Source organism: Ruegeria sp. O11, assembly GCF_056535285.1.
Genome location: NZ_JBQERS010000001.1, coordinates 535,032 through 551,073, shown reverse-complemented (window position 1 = coordinate 551,073; position 16,042 = coordinate 535,032). Strand labels below are relative to the sequence as shown.

The 16,042-nt window shown below is 55.4% G+C and carries 16 protein-coding genes; 3 read left to right on the top strand and 13 right to left on the bottom strand.

The window, feature by feature from the left end:
* Positions 1-58: 58 nt before the first annotated feature.
* From purQ to purC, 3 genes are all read right to left on the bottom strand, one after another.
* Positions 59-727 carry a phosphoribosylformylglycinamidine synthase subunit PurQ gene (purQ, locus tag ACRZ91_RS02730; protein WP_170770741.1) on the bottom strand — a complete coding sequence of 223 codons (669 nt, stop codon included), beginning with the start codon at positions 725-727 and terminating at the stop codon, positions 59-61.
* A gap of 26 nt (positions 728-753) precedes the next feature.
* On the bottom strand, positions 754-984 hold the full coding sequence (gene purS / locus ACRZ91_RS02725) for a phosphoribosylformylglycinamidine synthase subunit PurS (protein WP_010439914.1): 231 nt from the start codon (positions 982-984) through the stop codon (positions 754-756).
* 100 nt (positions 985-1,084) lie between these two features.
* Positions 1,085-1,840 (bottom strand): phosphoribosylaminoimidazolesuccinocarboxamide synthase, encoded by a 756-nt coding sequence (gene purC / locus ACRZ91_RS02720; protein ID WP_010439911.1) that lies wholly within the window; start codon positions 1,838-1,840, stop codon positions 1,085-1,087.
* A gap of 187 nt (positions 1,841-2,027) precedes the next feature.
* On the opposite strand from purC, the gene ACRZ91_RS02715 reads away from it, so the two are divergent.
* Both ACRZ91_RS02715 and bmt read left to right on the top strand, forming a co-directional pair.
* Entirely contained in the window at positions 2,028-2,348 is a 321-nt protein-coding gene (locus ACRZ91_RS02715; protein ID WP_170469973.1) for a DUF1476 domain-containing protein, read from the top strand.
* Between the two features lie 122 nt (positions 2,349-2,470).
* Positions 2,471-3,484, top strand: a complete 1,014-nt coding sequence (gene bmt / locus ACRZ91_RS02710) for a betaine--homocysteine S-methyltransferase (protein WP_170539486.1) — start codon at positions 2,471-2,473, stop codon at positions 3,482-3,484.
* A gap of 8 nt (positions 3,485-3,492) precedes the next feature.
* On the opposite strand, the gene ACRZ91_RS02705 is transcribed toward bmt, so the two are convergent.
* From ACRZ91_RS02705 to ACRZ91_RS02660, 10 genes are all read right to left on the bottom strand, one after another.
* Entirely contained in the window at positions 3,493-4,269 is a 777-nt protein-coding gene (locus tag ACRZ91_RS02705; RefSeq protein ID WP_170469967.1) for an enoyl-CoA hydratase-related protein, read from the bottom strand.
* A gap of 73 nt (positions 4,270-4,342) precedes the next feature.
* Positions 4,343-4,798, bottom strand: coding sequence for a cytochrome c-type biogenesis protein (locus ACRZ91_RS02700; protein ID WP_170539483.1), 456 nt, complete (start codon positions 4,796-4,798; stop codon positions 4,343-4,345).
* A complete protein-coding gene (locus ACRZ91_RS02695) occupies positions 4,795-6,759 on the bottom strand; it encodes a heme lyase CcmF/NrfE family subunit (protein WP_170540399.1) in 1,965 nt (654 codons plus the stop codon). Before ACRZ91_RS02695 ends, ACRZ91_RS02700 begins: the two co-directional genes overlap by 4 nt.
* A gap of 74 nt (positions 6,760-6,833) precedes the next feature.
* Complete coding sequence (locus ACRZ91_RS02690) at positions 6,834-7,412, bottom strand: holin family protein (protein WP_480902420.1); 579 nt, start codon at positions 7,410-7,412, stop codon at positions 6,834-6,836.
* Entirely contained in the window at positions 7,403-8,014 is a 612-nt protein-coding gene (locus tag ACRZ91_RS02685; protein WP_480902417.1) for a holin-associated N-acetylmuramidase, read from the bottom strand. Before ACRZ91_RS02685 ends, ACRZ91_RS02690 begins: the two co-directional genes overlap by 10 nt.
* A gap of 123 nt (positions 8,015-8,137) precedes the next feature.
* Positions 8,138-8,584, bottom strand: a complete 447-nt coding sequence (gene ccmE / locus ACRZ91_RS02680; RefSeq protein ID WP_480902415.1) for a cytochrome c maturation protein CcmE — start codon at positions 8,582-8,584, stop codon at positions 8,138-8,140.
* A gap of 7 nt (positions 8,585-8,591) precedes the next feature.
* A complete protein-coding gene (gene argC, locus ACRZ91_RS02675; RefSeq protein ID WP_170778733.1) occupies positions 8,592-9,620 on the bottom strand; it encodes an N-acetyl-gamma-glutamyl-phosphate reductase in 1,029 nt (342 codons plus the stop codon).
* 94 nt (positions 9,621-9,714) lie between these two features.
* On the bottom strand, positions 9,715-10,524 hold the full coding sequence (locus tag ACRZ91_RS02670) for a glutamate racemase (RefSeq protein ID WP_480902413.1): 810 nt from the start codon (positions 10,522-10,524) through the stop codon (positions 9,715-9,717).
* Positions 10,525-10,532: 8 nt separating this feature from the next.
* Positions 10,533-11,411 (bottom strand): lysophospholipid acyltransferase family protein, encoded by an 879-nt coding sequence (locus tag ACRZ91_RS02665; protein WP_480902411.1) that lies wholly within the window; start codon positions 11,409-11,411, stop codon positions 10,533-10,535.
* Positions 11,412-11,489: 78 nt separating this feature from the next.
* Complete coding sequence (locus ACRZ91_RS02660) at positions 11,490-14,909, bottom strand: indolepyruvate ferredoxin oxidoreductase family protein (protein WP_480902409.1); 3,420 nt, start codon at positions 14,907-14,909, stop codon at positions 11,490-11,492.
* A gap of 169 nt (positions 14,910-15,078) precedes the next feature.
* On the opposite strand from ACRZ91_RS02660, the gene ACRZ91_RS02655 reads away from it, so the two are divergent.
* A complete protein-coding gene (locus tag ACRZ91_RS02655; protein ID WP_170469946.1) occupies positions 15,079-15,987 on the top strand; it encodes a LysR family transcriptional regulator in 909 nt (302 codons plus the stop codon).
* Positions 15,988-16,042: the final 55 nt, after the last annotated feature.

Genomic DNA, 16,042 nt, shown 5'->3' with positions numbered 1-16,042 from the left:
CTGATTGATCTTGGACAGTCATGTTCTGACGCTACGCGTCCCGACTGATGACCTCAAGTCACGCTGGCGCCAGCACCCCGGCCAATGCGCGGAAGAGCGCCGTTCCATCAGTGCCTCCGTGGCCTGAATCCGCCGCCCGCTCGGGGTGGGGCATCATGCCTAACACGCGGCGGTTGTGTGATAAAATGCCCGCAATATCGTCGCGCGAACCGTTGGGATTCTCGGCGTAAGTGAAGGCAATGCGATCCTGATCCTTAAGTTCAGAAATGGTCGCGTCGTCGGCGAAATAGTTACCATCATGATGGGCAATCGGGATATCGATCACATCACCGGCATTATACCCTTCGGTAAATGCACTGTTGCTGGTTTCGACTTTTAGTCCGATAGTTTTGCAAATGTATTTCAGACCGGCATTTCGCAGCAGTGCGCCGGGCAGAATTCCAGTTTCGGTCAGAACTTGAAACCCGTTGCAGATACCGACGGCGTAACCACCACGCTCGGTATGCGAAGCCAGCGCTTTGCAAATCGGTGACTGCGCCGCAATCGCGCCGCAGCGCAGATAGTCGCCGTAGGAAAATCCACCCGGTACACCGACGATATCGATACCCTCGGGCAGCGCGGCATCCTTGTGCCAGACCATATCGACGGAAAAACCGGCCTGTTCGAAGGCGACCGCGAGATCGCGATCGCAGTTGGAACCGGGGAAAACGATGACGGCTGCGCGCATGGCGGACCCTCCTAGGTCGGAAAAACTCAGAGCAGTTCGATCTCGAAGCGTTCGATGACCGTGTTGGCCAACAGCTTTTCGCACATTTTAGTTACGTCCGCTTCGGTCGCGCCGTCGGCCAGTTCCAAATCGATCACTTTGCCCTGACGGACACCTTCGACCTGATCAAAACCCATCGCACCCAATGCGTGACGCACAGCCTCACCCTGCGGGTCCAGAACCCCGTTCTTGAGCATCACATGCACACGTGCCTTCATTTTCGAAAACTCCACTGGTGGACCGCTCTCCGATCCGTTTCGTTGCGCGCGGGATACCCCGCTTGGGCGTGTCGGACAACCCTGCCCGTCCGGGGCAGGATCAGTTGATCAGCGTTGGCTTGGTCACATTACTTTTGGGCAGAACACCAAGACGACGGGCGACTTCCGAATAGGCATCCGTCAGGCTGCCCAAGTCGCGGCGGAACACATCCTTGTCCAACTTCTGACCGGTTTCGATATCCCAAAGACGGCAACTGTCGGGGCTGATCTCGTCCGCAATGATCAGGCGTTGGAAATCACCTTCGAACACGCGCCCGATCTCAATCTTGAAATCGACCAGTCGAATGCCGACAGCCAGCATTACACCGCTCATGAAATCATTCACACGCAGTGCAAGGCTCAGGATATCGTCCATGTCCTGCTGGCTAGCCCAGCCGAATGCCGCGATGTGCTCTTCAGTCACCAGCGGATCACCCAGCGCATCGTCCTTGTAGCAGTATTCAACAATCGGGCGCGGCAGCTGAGTCCCCTCGGCGATACCAAGACGTTTGGACATCGTTCCGGCGGCATAGTTGCGCACGATGACTTCCAGCGGCACGATCTCGCAATTCCGCACCAGTTGTTCGCGCATGTTAAGACGGCGGATGAAGTGCGTTGGCACCCCGATCTGGGCCAGACCAGTCATGAAGAATTCACTCAGACGATTGTTCAGAACACCCTTGCCGTCGATGACATCTTTTTTCTCGGCGTTGAAAGCAGTGGCGTCGTCCTTAAAATACTGCACGATGGTTCCCGGTTCCGGGCCTTCATACAGAATTTTGGCTTTACCTTCGTAAATCTTCTTGCGACGCGCCATGAGCGACCTTTCCAGGCTGGGGAAAGGGAATGAGTCCCCTTACGTTGGCGCCCTCATAGTGCAAGCCCCGCCTTCCCGCAAGTTCGCGACCCCGAGAGGCTTTGACGCAGCGCAAATACCTTGCGCCCGAGGCGTCGTATAGTCATATCATCAGGAAAGAGAATTCAAGCCAAGGGGTCCCCAACCAATGACCACATTCGACGAACGCGAAGCCGCATTTGAAAGCAAATTCGCTCATGACGAAAAGATGCAGTTCATCGCGCGGATGCGCCGTAACCGGTTTATGGCTGTCTGGGCATCGGCACTGAAGGGCGAAACCGTAGAGCAAGCTCGGAAATATGGCCAGGAACTGGTCCATACCGATCTGCAGAATGTCAGCGAGGACGATGTCGTCGAGGCGGTTAAAGGCTATCTTGGCGATCTTGCAGACGAGGCCAAGATTCGTGCGAAAATGGCGGAACTGCTGGTTGAAGCCAAAGAACAGGTTATGGCGGAAGCCGAAGATTGATTGCGTAAAATGCAAAACTCATGATCTTCATGAGTTTTATGAATTTGATTTGACGCCCCGGTCATGAGACACGGGGCGTCTCATATTTTGACGGGCCACGGCCTTATTCTTGGAATACCTCAATGACAAACGCGCTCAGCACTCTACTTGAAACCGTCGACGTCATTCTTGCGGATGGTGCGACGGGCACGAACCTGTTCAACATGGGCCTGCAATCTGGTGATGCACCTGAGTTGTGGAACGTCGATGCTCCCGACAAGATTCGCGCGCTGTATCAGGGCTCGGTCGATGCCGGTAGCGATCTGTTTCTCACCAACACATTCGGCGGAACCTCAGCACGTCTGAAACTGCATGATGCCCAGAACCGTGTGACCGAATTGAACCGTATCGGGGCAGAGCTGGGTCGTGAAGTTGCAGACAATGCAGGCCGCCCAATTGTTGTGGCAGGTTCTGTTGGCCCGACCGGTGAAATCATGGAGCCCGTTGGCAGCCTTTCGCATGCTGAAGCCGTCGAGATGTTTCATGAGCAGGCAGAGGCGTTGAAAGCCGGAGGCGCAGACGTTCTGTGGCTTGAGACCATCAGCGCCCCAGAAGAGTTCCGCGCCGCAGCCGAGGCCTTTGCTCTGGCCGACATGCCTTGGTGCGGCACAATGAGCTTTGACACCGCGGGCCGGACCATGATGGGTGTTACATCCTCTGATCTGGCGATGATTGTCGAAACCCTACCCAATCCCCCTGTGGCCTTTGGGGCCAATTGCGGTACGGGTGCGTCCGACATTTTGCGTACGGTGCTTGGTTTCGCTGCTCAGGGCAGCGAACGTCCGCTGATTTCCAAGGGAAACGCGGGCATTCCGAAATACGTGGACGGACATATCCACTACGACGGAACGCCCGAACTGATGGGCCAATACGCCGCCATGGCCCGAGATGCAGGTGCGACAATTATTGGCGGGTGCTGCGGCACCATGCCTGCGCATCTGCGCAAGATGCGGGAAGCATTGGATAGCGGCCAACGCGGAGATCGCCCGACCCTGGATCAGATTACATCGGCGCTTGGTCCGTTTACCTCGGCCTCAGATGGCACCGGCGACGAGGCGGTGCCTGAACGACGCACACGACGTCGCCGCCGCGCCTGAATGATCTCTCAGCGCCCCTCGAATTTCGGGGGGCGCTTTTCCAGAAATGCCACCACACCTTCGGCAAAGTCACGGGTTCTACCGCATTCGCCTTGCAGGTGCGCCTCGGCGGCAAGCTGTTTCGGCAATGTTCTATCGTAGGTCCCCCGGATCGCCTGTTTGATTGCCCGGAACCCGGCAGTTGGGCCATTAGCCAGATAGGCGGCCCGTTCGCGCCAATGCGCGTCGAACTGATCGTCAGAGACTGCTTCCCAGATCAACCCCCAGTCGTCCGCCTGACGCGCGCTGATCTTGTCTGCAAACAAAGCAGCCCCCATCGCTTTGGCAAATCCCATCTGACGCGGCATGAACCAAGTTCCGCCAGCATCAGGCAGCAATCCGATCCGAGCAAAGGCCTGCAGGAAATAGGCGCTCTCGGTTGCGATTACGACATCGGCACAGAGTGCAAGATTCGCCCCTGCCCCTGCTGCCGCCCCGTTAACGGCCGCGATCGTTGGCACCGGGCAGTCGTAAACCGCCTCGAGCATAGGCTCATATTCATCCCGTAATGCTCTTTCGAGATCGATCTTTCCTGTGCTCGACGCGTCCCCTAGATCCTGGCCAGAACAGAACGCAGGCCCGGCCCCTGTCAAAACAATTGCCCTGGCATGGCGAGCCGCTTCTTTCATCGCATAGGTGATCTCGGCCCGCATCTGCGTCGTCAGCGCATTCATCTTGTCTGGTCGATTCAATGTCAAAACCGCCAAATCATCGGTAATATCCAGAAGGACCGCTTCGTATTCCATGTACAACCTCACCTGCGCAGTGTTTCGCAAAACCCTGACGCAAATGTGGAAAAAGGAAAAGCAGAACCGCGCGTCAGTCTTCCAAGATTTGGCGCAAGCGTTCCTGTTCTTCATCGGTCAGCGCATCAGAATGCGCCGCTTGTTGGTGCCGCGAACGCTTCCGCAAAAAGCTCCAGCCCATGCCCGCCGCGATCAGCAACATGATCGGGCCTGCCAACCAAAGCATCAGATTGGCTCCGGTCGTGGTTGGTTTCAGAAGAACGTATTCGCCATAGCGATCAACGATAAATTCGACTGCCTCTTGGTCCGTATCGCCCGCAACAAGACGTTCCCGCAGCAGAATGCGCAAATCACGCGCAAGCTCGGCATTACTTTCATCAATGCTTTCGTTCCGACAGACCAGACAGCGCAAGCCCGTGCTGATATCCCTCGCCCGCGCTTCAAGCGCCGGGTCGTCCAGAACTTCGTCCGGCTGAACAGCCAAGACCGGTGACGCGATCAGTAGCAGTATCAAAAGTAAACGTTTCATTCGGCCGGCACCCCACCTGCAGGCGTCTTACGCGCGCCAGCTGCGACCCGGAAACGGCGGTCCGACAGGCTGAGTGCACCACCCAGAGCCATTAAGATACATCCGCCCCAAATCCAGTTGGCGAGAGGTTTGATGTAGGTTCGCATCACCCAGCCGCCATCCGCCTGTTGATCACCGATCACAACATAAAGATCACGCAGGAACCGATAGTCAATTGCGGCTTCTGTCGTCGGCATGCGGGCCACAGGGTAGTCACGCTTTTCGGGGTTAAGCGTCGTGACAAAACGCCCATCCTGTTCCACCCTCACATCCGCCATCGTCGAGAAATAGTTCGGTCCCTGGACCCGGCGCACATCCTGCAATGTCAACGTGAACTGCCCAACTTCGTATGGCTGACCGGGTTGGGCGACTCGAATATCTTCGACTTCCCACGCTGTCAGCCCCGCGATCGCAAACATTGTGACACCCAAGCCAGTATGGGCGACGGCTTTACCCCAATCAGCACCCGGAAGGCGGAACAGGCGTGCAAGGTTGCCTTTGCGGCCTGTTCGGCTCCAAAGATCGACAAGAGCGCCGAACGTAATCCAAGCGCCAAGGAAAAGACCAACAGGCCCTAAAGCACTGCGCCCTGTCTGCATCACCCAGACCAGTATCGCCAACGCTACAGCAAGAATGAATGCATAGCGCAGAGACCACGCCGCGCGACCTAACCTGCCCCGCTTCCAGGGCAGCATAGCGCCAACAGGCAGCACGATCCCTAGGGCAATCATGAATGGTGTGAAGGCCGCATTAAAGAATGGCGCTCCGACCGAGAGTTTCCGGTCAAATGCCATCTCAGCCACCATGGGCCACAGCGTACCAAAGAACACGACGAAACAACTGACTGCCAGCAGGATATTGTTCAGAATCAGCGCGCTTTCCCGGCTGACCATCCCGAACACTCCCTTTGCTTCCATCGCCTGCGCACGGGCCGCAAACAGGGTCAGTGCGCCGCCGATGAAAATCACCAGAATGAACAGGATGAATACCCCCCGTTCGGGATCATTTGCGAAGGCATGGACCGAGGTCAAAAGCCCCGAGCGCACGATAAAAGTCCCGATCAGCGAGAACCCGAAGGCGATGATCGCCAGCAAAATAGTCCAGCTTTTTAGCGCCTCGCGCTTTTCGACAACGATGGCCGAATGCAGCAGCGCTGCGGCCAGCAGCCATGGCATAAAGCTGGCATTTTCGACCGGATCCCAGAACCAGAAACCACCCCAACCCAATTCGTAGTAGGCCCACCAAGACCCCAGTGCGATACCAATGGTCAGGAAAATCCACGCTGCAAGCGTCCAAGGTCGCACCCAACGGCCCCATGCCGCGTCCACGCGGCCTTCGATCAGGGCCGCGACAGCAAAGCTGAAGGCCATGCTCAGGCCGACATAACCCAGATAAAGAAACGGTGGGTGAAACGCTAGGCCCGGGTCCTGCAAAAGTGGGTTCAGGTCACGACCGTCGAAAGGTGGAACTGGCAAGCGATCAAACGGGTTAGATGTGAACAGAATGAACGCAAAAAACGCAACAGCGATGGCCGACTGCACCGACAGAACCCGTGCTTTGAGCGTCGGGGGCAATCCGCCGCCAAAGATCGCAGCCATTGCCCCGAAAATTGTGACGATAAGGACCCATAGCAGCATCGAGCCCTCGTGGTTTCCCCAAGTCCCACTGATCTTGTACAGCATCGGCTTGGCGGAATGGCTGTTCTCAACCACAATCCGCAACGAAAAGTCGGACGCCACGAAAGCCCAGACCAGTGCTCCAAAGGAAAACGCGGTCAGCAAAAACTGAGCGATGGCCGCAGGTTCTGCGAAAACCATCCATCCGTTCCAACGTTTGGCAGCCCCGACCTGAGGCACCACAGTCTGAACAATGGCGACCAGGAAGGCTAGGATCAGTGCGAAATGGCCAAGCTCTGTAATCATGACGCGCTTATACTGCGGCAGGTCGGCATGTGCCATTAACATTCGTCAAGTATCACCGCACATAGTGTCGCGCCTCAGGCTGCGCGCAGCCGTCGCCAATCTTCTAGTGCAGGGTTGAAATCGGCCTGTATTACTGCTTCGGTCAGGGCCGCGTCCGACCGGGTATCCGCGATGCCGGGACTGTCCTCGCGAAGTTCACGGATTTTCGCTATGTTGGCCAATACTTCTGGCGCTCGCAGCACCGTTTGATTGATCTCGCGCTGAAAATCCTGCGCTTTGATCTGATGCCTTGCGCCAAAGTAGAATGACACGATCACACCCAACAGCCACCACAGCGGTTCCGGCACCAGTGCAATGCTCTGCATGCGCGCCGCGAACCAGAGCGGGTCGATCATAGCGGCAAGGAACAGGCACAAGGTGCCCAACGCCAAAGCAGGGCGCGGCAGACGATTCAGCCCGTCCATGAATCGATCAAACCCCCCTTTTCTGGGAACTTGGAACTCGGCCCCGAACTGTGCCATCGCCGCACTGCGTAACGCTGTGGTCCGCTGCGCCTCGCTTTCAGCATTTTCTCGAAATATCTCGGTAGTTTCACGAACCGCATTGCGGCCTCCACCGAACAACAGGGCTAAAAGGCCAGAGATCAAACCCATCCTGAAATCCTCCTCTGAAAGTCTGCATCCGTCAGGTGATACTGAGGAGACAAAAACTCTTCAGCGCGCTTGATCCAACCGCCTTTGCCCCCGGTCCGGGTTCGGGCATATTTACGCAGTGAAACCCTCCGATCTGCTAACCGAAAATAATAGTTACGCCGTGCGACGCCATAGGCATCTGTTAGGGCCTGTGGTTTTGGTTTGGCAGCAGCATCTGTTGCGCGCGCAGTTTGGGGGCCAATCACGCCATCAACCGCGACCTCAAACCCCATTTGGCACAGCAGGTTTTGCAATATTCTAACTGCCTGCGAACCCGCATTGACGTACATGTCAAACACCGAGGCCTGTACAGCCAAGGGTAGCAACTCAAGGCGAGGCCTTTCAAAATAGTGGTCGACAAAGATGTCTACGGCCTGTGCCCTGGTCAGAGCTTTCACATCCCGATGTGTCACAGCACCGTCGCGATCCAGATCAAGACCCAAACGCTGCATTGTGTGGATCGTCACACCAAATTTTGTCGCCCCACCGGGATCGTCGGGATCGTCGACAAAGCCACCTTCCCGCACCACGATTTCATCTGCGATCTGTCGAACCGTCCTCATGCCCGCCCCCTTTGCTGTGGTCAGGCAAACGGTCTGGCAAATAAGTTAATCCGACGATAGAACAAAGGGCGCTGCGTGTTTCTTGCACGCAACGCCCTCAAGATTTCAATGCTTTGGAACTGATCAGCTGTCACCGGCTTCTTTGTAAACACCTTGCTCTTTCAATGCGTCCACAACCTCTTTCGGCATATAGGTTTCATCGTGTTTCGCAAGGATTTCAGTGGCTTCGAAGACACCGTTCACATAGCTACCTGTACCGACCATACCTTGATTTTCTGAAAACAGATCGGGCAGGACGCCCGTGAAAGCGACTTTGACGCTTTCACCGCCATCGGTGACGACGAAATACACAGTTTCACCCTGCCCACGTATGATCGAGCCCCCTTCGACAAGCCCACCGATGCGGAACACTTCGGACGGCTTAGGCGGCTCGGCGATCACTTGACTGGGTGAACGGAAGAAGTTGATGCCATCTTTCATGGCCACCCCAATCAACGCCGTCGATAAGGCAAGGGCCACCGCGGCTAGCACAATGATCTGTATTCGACGACGTTTCTTGAGCGTTTTCATACCGTCCTCACGGGAACAGAGGGGCCATCATCAGCCCTTGGGTTTCATCCTCACCTAACATCAGGTTGGCGTTCTGCAAGGCTTGCCCGCTGCTACCTTTTGTCAGGTTATCCAATGCTGCCACAACGATTGCGCGGCGTTCGATCCGATCACCAACGACACCGATATGGCAAAAGTTCGACCCCCGTACATGGTGGGTTGAAGGTGTTTCTCCGAAGGGCAGCACCTCGACGAACGGCTCATCCTCATAGGCCGATTGCAAAGTCTCATAGACGCTCTGCGGATCGCCCTTCACGTAAGAGGTCGCCAGAATGCCCCGATTGGCCGGGATCAGATGTGGAGTGAATTGAATATGAACGGTCCGACCTGCAAGCTCAGAAAACTCCTGATCGAACTCACCCAGATGCCGGTGTGTCCCACCAACTGCATAGGCATTTGCTCCTTCGCTGAGCTCTGCGTGCAGAAGGTTTTCTTTCAGTGCCCGACCTGCGCCTGAAACTGCGCATTTCAGGTCCAGAATGATGTCATCCAGATCAATCACGCCCGCCGATATCAATGGCCGCAGCACATATTGCCCGGTCGCTGCGTTACAACCTGTGCCAGCGACGAGCCGCGCAGAACTGATATCATCACGATAGAATTCAGTTAGGCCATAAACGGCTTCTTCCTGATGTCCCAACGCGGCGTGCGGGTTGCCGTACCATTTCTGATATTCGTCTCCGTCCCGAAGCCGGAAATCAGCCGAAAGGTCAACGATTTTCAATGTGTTGGGTAGATCACGGATGACTTCCTGGCTGGTCTTATGCGGCAGGGCACAAAAGCACAGGTCGATCTGGGAAAAATCGATCTCGGAAATCTTGCAAAGCACTGGTAAATCCATATGCCGCAGATGCGGGAACACTTGCGCCATTGTCTGCCCGGCCTTGCGCTCGGCGGCCAGAGCCTTGATCTCCATATTCGGGTGCCCGGCGATCAGCCGTACCAGTTCCGCACCGGTATAGCCGGAAGCACCTAGAATTGCGATTTTATGGGTCATGTCAGACCTCTTTCATTCATGTGTCACATGGGGTGACCGCCGATGCGACGGTCAACGAATTACAAAATCAGAAAAGCGCCGTCCTTGACCAAAATCAGGCGGCTTCAAAGGTGATTTGTCGTCGGAGGAATTGCGTTGCGCGATCCGACACTGTGCTGGGCTTGCCGGTGGTCAAGAACCCACCCGAACCTTCGCCGAGCATGTTTGGGTGACGTTTCAAGTAGTCCGCAAGGCTTTCAGCCACCAAGTCTCCTTGGCTATAGACCTTCACATCAGGGCCTAATGCATTCTGAAACGCTTCCGCCATCAACGGATAATGGGTGCAGCCCAGAATAGCCGCTTGCGGTTCCGGCATCTTGCGTTTCAGAGCGTCAACATGACTGCGCACCAAGGCTTCGGCCAAAATCATATCGCCATCCTCAATGGCGTCGACCACACCACCACAGGCCTGCGCCTCTACATCCACGCCAATCGCCCGAAACGCCAGTTCTCTCTGAAACGCCCTGCTAGACACAGTCGCCGGTGTCGCAAACAGCGCGACATGTTGCACTTCGACCTCGCGCGGAGGTGAATTGTCACCCCATTGCCGCTCGGTCAGCGCTTCGATCAAAGGAACGAACACGCCCAGTACCCGCTTACCATCGGGCACACCCGCCTCCTGCATCCGGCGCAAAGCGGCAGCACTGGCTGTGTTGCAGGCCAGAATCACCAGATTGCAGCCGCGATCCCAAAGATCATGAACGGCAGTGCGGGTCAGGTTGTAGATGTCTTCAGCATCGCGAACGCCGTAAGGCGCATGAGCGCTGTCCGCAAAATACAGGAAATCCACGTCCGGCAGATGTTTCTGCGCGGCGTTCAGGACAGTTAGACCGCCCAACCCGGAATCAAAGATACCTACTGCCATTTGCCCCTTCAGGCGCGATGCCGTTCCTCAAATTCATAGCCGTAGTCATAAGACTTTAATGGCTCTGGAGACAGCTCATACGTCGCTTTGCGCAGGAAATCCATCATCTTGCGCGTATCCTTGCCCAATGGGTCCAGAATGTCGCGCCCGATGGGGTCTCCAACAACCACGCGCACTGGAGTATCAACACGTTTCTTGAACTCTTTGATTAGAAGACCCATGCGCAACGTGTTGTGCAGATGGCTAGCAATCTGGAACAATCGCGAGGTGTGTCCATCAAAAAAAACCGGCACAACAGTCGCATCAGATTTGGCCACCATCCGAGCGGTAAATCCGCGCCACCCCGGGTCCATCGGATACGCAAATGGCTTCGCAGCCGTGCTGACGGTGCCACCCGGAAATATTCCGATTGCGCCGCCGTCGCTTAAATAGCTCAGAGCAGTCTTGCGGGTCTCAAGGTTTAACCGCATCGCCTCTTTGGTAGCATCAAAAGAGATTGGCAGGACGATCCGATCCAAATCTTCAGCTTTGCGGAAGACATGGTTGGCAAGAATACGAAAATCTCCGCGCGTCTGAGACAGGATATGACCCATCATCAGCCCGTCCAGAATGCCGTATGGATGGTTCGCAATCAAAATCAGCGGGCCATCTTTAGGAATTTTCGATAACGCGCCACCGACCACATCCAATGTCAGCCCATAGCGTTCCACCATCACCGACCAGAAATCACGTCCCTGTGCGACTTCCCGATCGTAGCCATCTGCGCGACGGATAAGACGCAGGCGGCCCGTTGTGTTTTCCATCAACTTGATCACCATACGCCCACCCCGCGTTTCTGCGGAATGAGCGTAGGATATGTCACGAGCGACGTGATGATGCGGCGGCATTGGCTACTCCGGTTTGCTACCGACTAAATATGACGAGGTAACCAATTTGCCTAGATTTTATGACAGGATTGTAAAGCCTCACTCTGCCGCAGCTTGCATTTGAGGCCCGCCATTGCGGATAACAGCCAGTAATTCTTCGCGCCGTTTCGCGGCCTTGGCCTCATTCGCGACCAGAACCGGACCAAATCCACGAATCTCCAAAGGCAGAGCGGCAAGCGCCGTAATTGCATTGCTAGTTTCGGGTGTCAGCTTGGGCAGAACCTCTTTCAAATCCTTTTCATACTGACGGATCAAAGCACGCTCCATTTTGCGCTCCGCCGTGTAGCCGAACAAATCCAGAGGAGTGCCACGCAGACCTTTCAGTTTTGCAAGCACATTCAGAGGGCCAAGAAACCACTCGCCAAAGGCTTTCTTGGCCGGACGTCCATTATCGCCCTTTGTGCCCAAAGTTGGCGGTGCAAGATGGAAGGTCATCTTGAAGTCGCCGTCAAACTCGGCCTCTGCCTTCTGGCGACTGTCGAGCAGCAACCGTGCCACCTCATATTCATCCTTATAGGACAAGAGCTTATGGTAGCCTTTGGCGATTGCTTCTCGGACCTTCTGATCATCGACGCTTTCGACCAGATTACGATAGCGTTTGGCCAATCGCTTGCTCTGATAGTCGATTAGATGTGCCGCGCGGAAATCGATCACCTGATCCAACGATTTAGGTAATTCGGCCACGTTCGGGCTTAGGATTTTGTTGACCTCTTCGGGATGGGTCACAGCCCAGCGGCCAACTTCGAAGGCACGTTTGTTGCGTTCGACCGCCGCACCGTTCAGTTCAATCGCTTCCATGATCGCCTGATGGCTGATCGGTAGCAGGCCACGCTGCCATGTGGCGCCAAAGACCATCATGTTGGAATAGATCGAATCCCCCATCACCGCGCGGGCCAGATCGGTTGCATCGAACAGTGCGACCCTATCTTTTAGCCGTGCTTGCAGGGCAAGCTGCAGTTGATCGCTTGGAATGGTAAACTCGGTATCTCGAGTGAAATCACCGGTAATGATCTCATGGCTGTTCACAACTGCCCCGGTACGACCAGTCTGCGTTAGACCCAGCGTTTTTGCCCCTGCCGAGACCACCAGATCACCGCCGATCAGCGCGTGCGCTTCACCAGTGGCGACACGGATCGCGCTAATGTCTTCCGGTCGGTTTGCAAGCCGGCAATGGATATGAACGGCACCGCCCTTTTGTGCGAGGCCTGCCATCTCCATCATGCCTGCCCCTTTACCGTCGATCTGTGCAGCCTGTGCCAGTACCGCACCTATCGTGACGACGCCTGTGCCGCCAACACCCGTGATTACGACATTATGGGTTCCATCGATCTGCGGCAGCTCAGGTTCCGGCAGGTCAGGTAAATCAAGCTCAGTGGTGGCTTCTTTGCGGATTTTCGCGCCTTCTACCGTCACGAAGGAAGGGCAGAACCCATTCAAGCATGAGAAGTCCTTGTTGCAGCTGGATTGATCAATCGCACGTTTGCGCCCGAGCTCGGTTTCTTTCGGGACAATTGAGACACAGTTCGACTGGACACCGCAGTCTCCGCAACCTTCACAGATATCAGTATTGATGAACACGCGCTTGTCCGGGTCCGGGAACGTGCCCCGCTTGCGCCGCCTACGCTTTTCGGCAGCGCAGGTCTGTACATAAACAATGACTGATACGCCCTCGATTTCGCGGAACTTTTCCTGAACCTGCATCAGTTTGGCACGCTCAAAGGTCTCGACGCCCGAGGGTAGCGCCCCGAAGTTCACATCTTCTTTTTCGTCATATACGACGGCAACGTTGCTGACACCCATCGCGCTGACCTCAGCAACGATACGCTCAGCACTCAGACCACCTTCGTTCTCTTGCCCACCAGTCATTGCGACGGCATCGTTGTATAGAATTTTGAAGGTTATATTGGTGCCAGCCGCCAGCGCGGCGCGGATCGCTTGCACGCCCGAGTGATTATAGGTTCCGTCGCCAAGATTCTGAAAAACGTGCTTGGTGGTCGAGAACGGAGCCTCGCCAATCCAGTTCGCCCCTTCACCGCCCATCTGGGTGAATCCGGTGGTCTCGCGATCCATCCATTGCACCATGTAATGACAGCCAATCCCGGCATAGGCACGGCTGCCTTCCGGCAACTTGGTCGAGCTATTATGCGGGCATCCTGAACAAAAATAGGGCAATCTTGCTGCGATTTCCTGAGCATTATCAGCGCGGCGCGCCTCGTCCAGTTTTGCAAGGCCTGCGCGAACGCCATCGGTATCATGGCCTTCCTCAACCAAAATCTGCCCAAGTTTTTCAGCGATCATGATTGGATCAAGCGCCCCTCGGGTCGGGAACAGCTCTTCGCGGTGCAACGTCCCTGCCCCGCCTTTGTACCAGCCGTAAACACGACGACCACGCCGATCGTCGAAGATCGCCTCCTTGACCTGAACCTCAATCAGCTTGCGCTTTTCCTCGACGATCACAATCAGGTCGAGACCTTCCGCCCAATCGTGGAAACCCCTCATATCCAGAGGGAACGTCTGTCCGATCTTGTAAGTTGTAATACCAAGTCGCCCTGCTTCGTCCGCATCAATGTTCAGCAGTGACATTGAGTGCATCAGATCAAGCCAGTTCTTGCCCGCGGCAACAAACCCGATCTTGGCACCGGGTTTTCCCCAGACCCGTTTGTCCAGTTTGTTCGCATGCGAGAACGTCTCAGCCGCAAAACGTTTATAGTCAATGACCCGCGCTTCCTGTAGATGCGGCGTGTCTCCCAGCCGAATGTTCAGCCCTCCTTCGGGCATATCGAACTGTGGGATAGTTATCTGCATCCGATCGGGGCTACCATCCACGACCGAAGTGACCTCGATCGTGTCCTTCATCGTTTTCAACCCGACCCAAACCCCGGCAAATCGGCTCAGCGCAAATCCGTAGACGCCGTAATCCAGGATTTCCTGAACTCCGGCCGGACTGACGACTGGCATATACATATCGACCAAAGACCATTCAGACTGATGCAGAACGGTCGAGCTTTCGCCCGTATGGTCGTCGCCCATGGCCATCAAGACACCGCCTTGTTGCGCAGTACCGGCCATGTTGGCATGACGCATCACATCTCCGGACCGGTCGACCCCAGGGCCTTTGCCATACCAAAGGCCAAATACACCATCGAACTTGCCGTCGCCACGTAACCCGGCTTGCTGACTGCCCCACAATGCGGTGGCGGCAAGATCTTCATTCAGACCGTATTGAAACGTCACATCGCTTTCGGCCAATTGCTTTTCAGCGCGCGACATCTGCAAATCGACAGCCCCGAGGGGTGATCCTCGATATCCCGTAACCAGACCCGCAGTATTAAACCCCGTCGCGCGGTCACGTTCTTTCTGCATTAACATCAGACGCACCAACGCCTGCGTTCCGTTCAAAAGAACCGGGCTTTTGGATAGATCAAACCGATCATTTAACGTGATCTTCGGCTGACTCATCTGACGTCTCCCCTCGTCGGATTAGTGTGCTGTATCTTTAGTTATTTTAGGTCACAATTACTGACCTGTATAGTAATTTTCTCCTTTGCCGTAACGATTTCCCGGTTTGAATGTGGAATTTGTTACGTGTTTCATATAGGGCTGCCGAAAGATAACGAAAGTTGCGGCGATGGATTGGGACAAGCTCAGAATATTTCACGCGGTTGCGGATGCAGGCAGCCTCACACATGCAGGGGACAAGCTCAATTTGTCTCAATCTGCTGTGAGCCGTCAAATTCGCGCTCTCGAAGAATCACTGGATGCGACCTTATTCCACCGCCATGCCCGTGGCCTGATTCTAACTGAACAAGGCGAATTGCTGTTCGACGCGACTTCGGCAATGTCCAAACGTCTGGACACTGCGGCTGCAAGAATTCGGGACAGCGAGGACGAGGTGTTCGGTGTTTTGCGTGTTACCACCACGTTTGGTTTCGGCACGCTCTGGCTCGCACCTCGACTGCCAAAGCTTTACGAAAGATATCCCGATCTCAATATTGATCTGATGTTGGAAGAACGCGTTCTTGACCTGCCGATGCGCGAAGCAGACGTCGCCATCCGCATGAAAGAGCCCAGTCAGGCGGATTTGGTGCGCAAGCGCCTGATGACAGTGCAAATGATGCTCTATGCCACCAAAGCCTATCTGGACAGCCACGGCGGAAAACCTGAGTCACTCGAAGAAATCACCAAGCACAGATTGATCTGCCAGACACCATCTGCGCCTCAGGTCGGGGCCGGCGCTTCGATGGTAAAGCACCTAATGACCTATAATCCTGGATCGTTATTAACCGTGAACAACTATTTTGGTGTTCTGCAAGGTGTACTCCACGATCTTGGAATTGGTGTCCTGCCCGACTACGTGACCGAGGACTTTCCCGATCTGGTTCCGATCCTTTCGGACATTGAAACTGCTGATGTACCGGTTTACCTCGCTTATCCCGAAGAGCTTCGCCATTCCAAGCGGATCGCTGCCTTTCGGGATTTCGTGCAGGACGAAATCATAGCCCACCGCAAACATCTGAGGCAGATGGGGAAACTCTAGCCATGCACTCAGGACATAGCGGGCATGACGATCTTATCTCCTATTAAACCTTGAT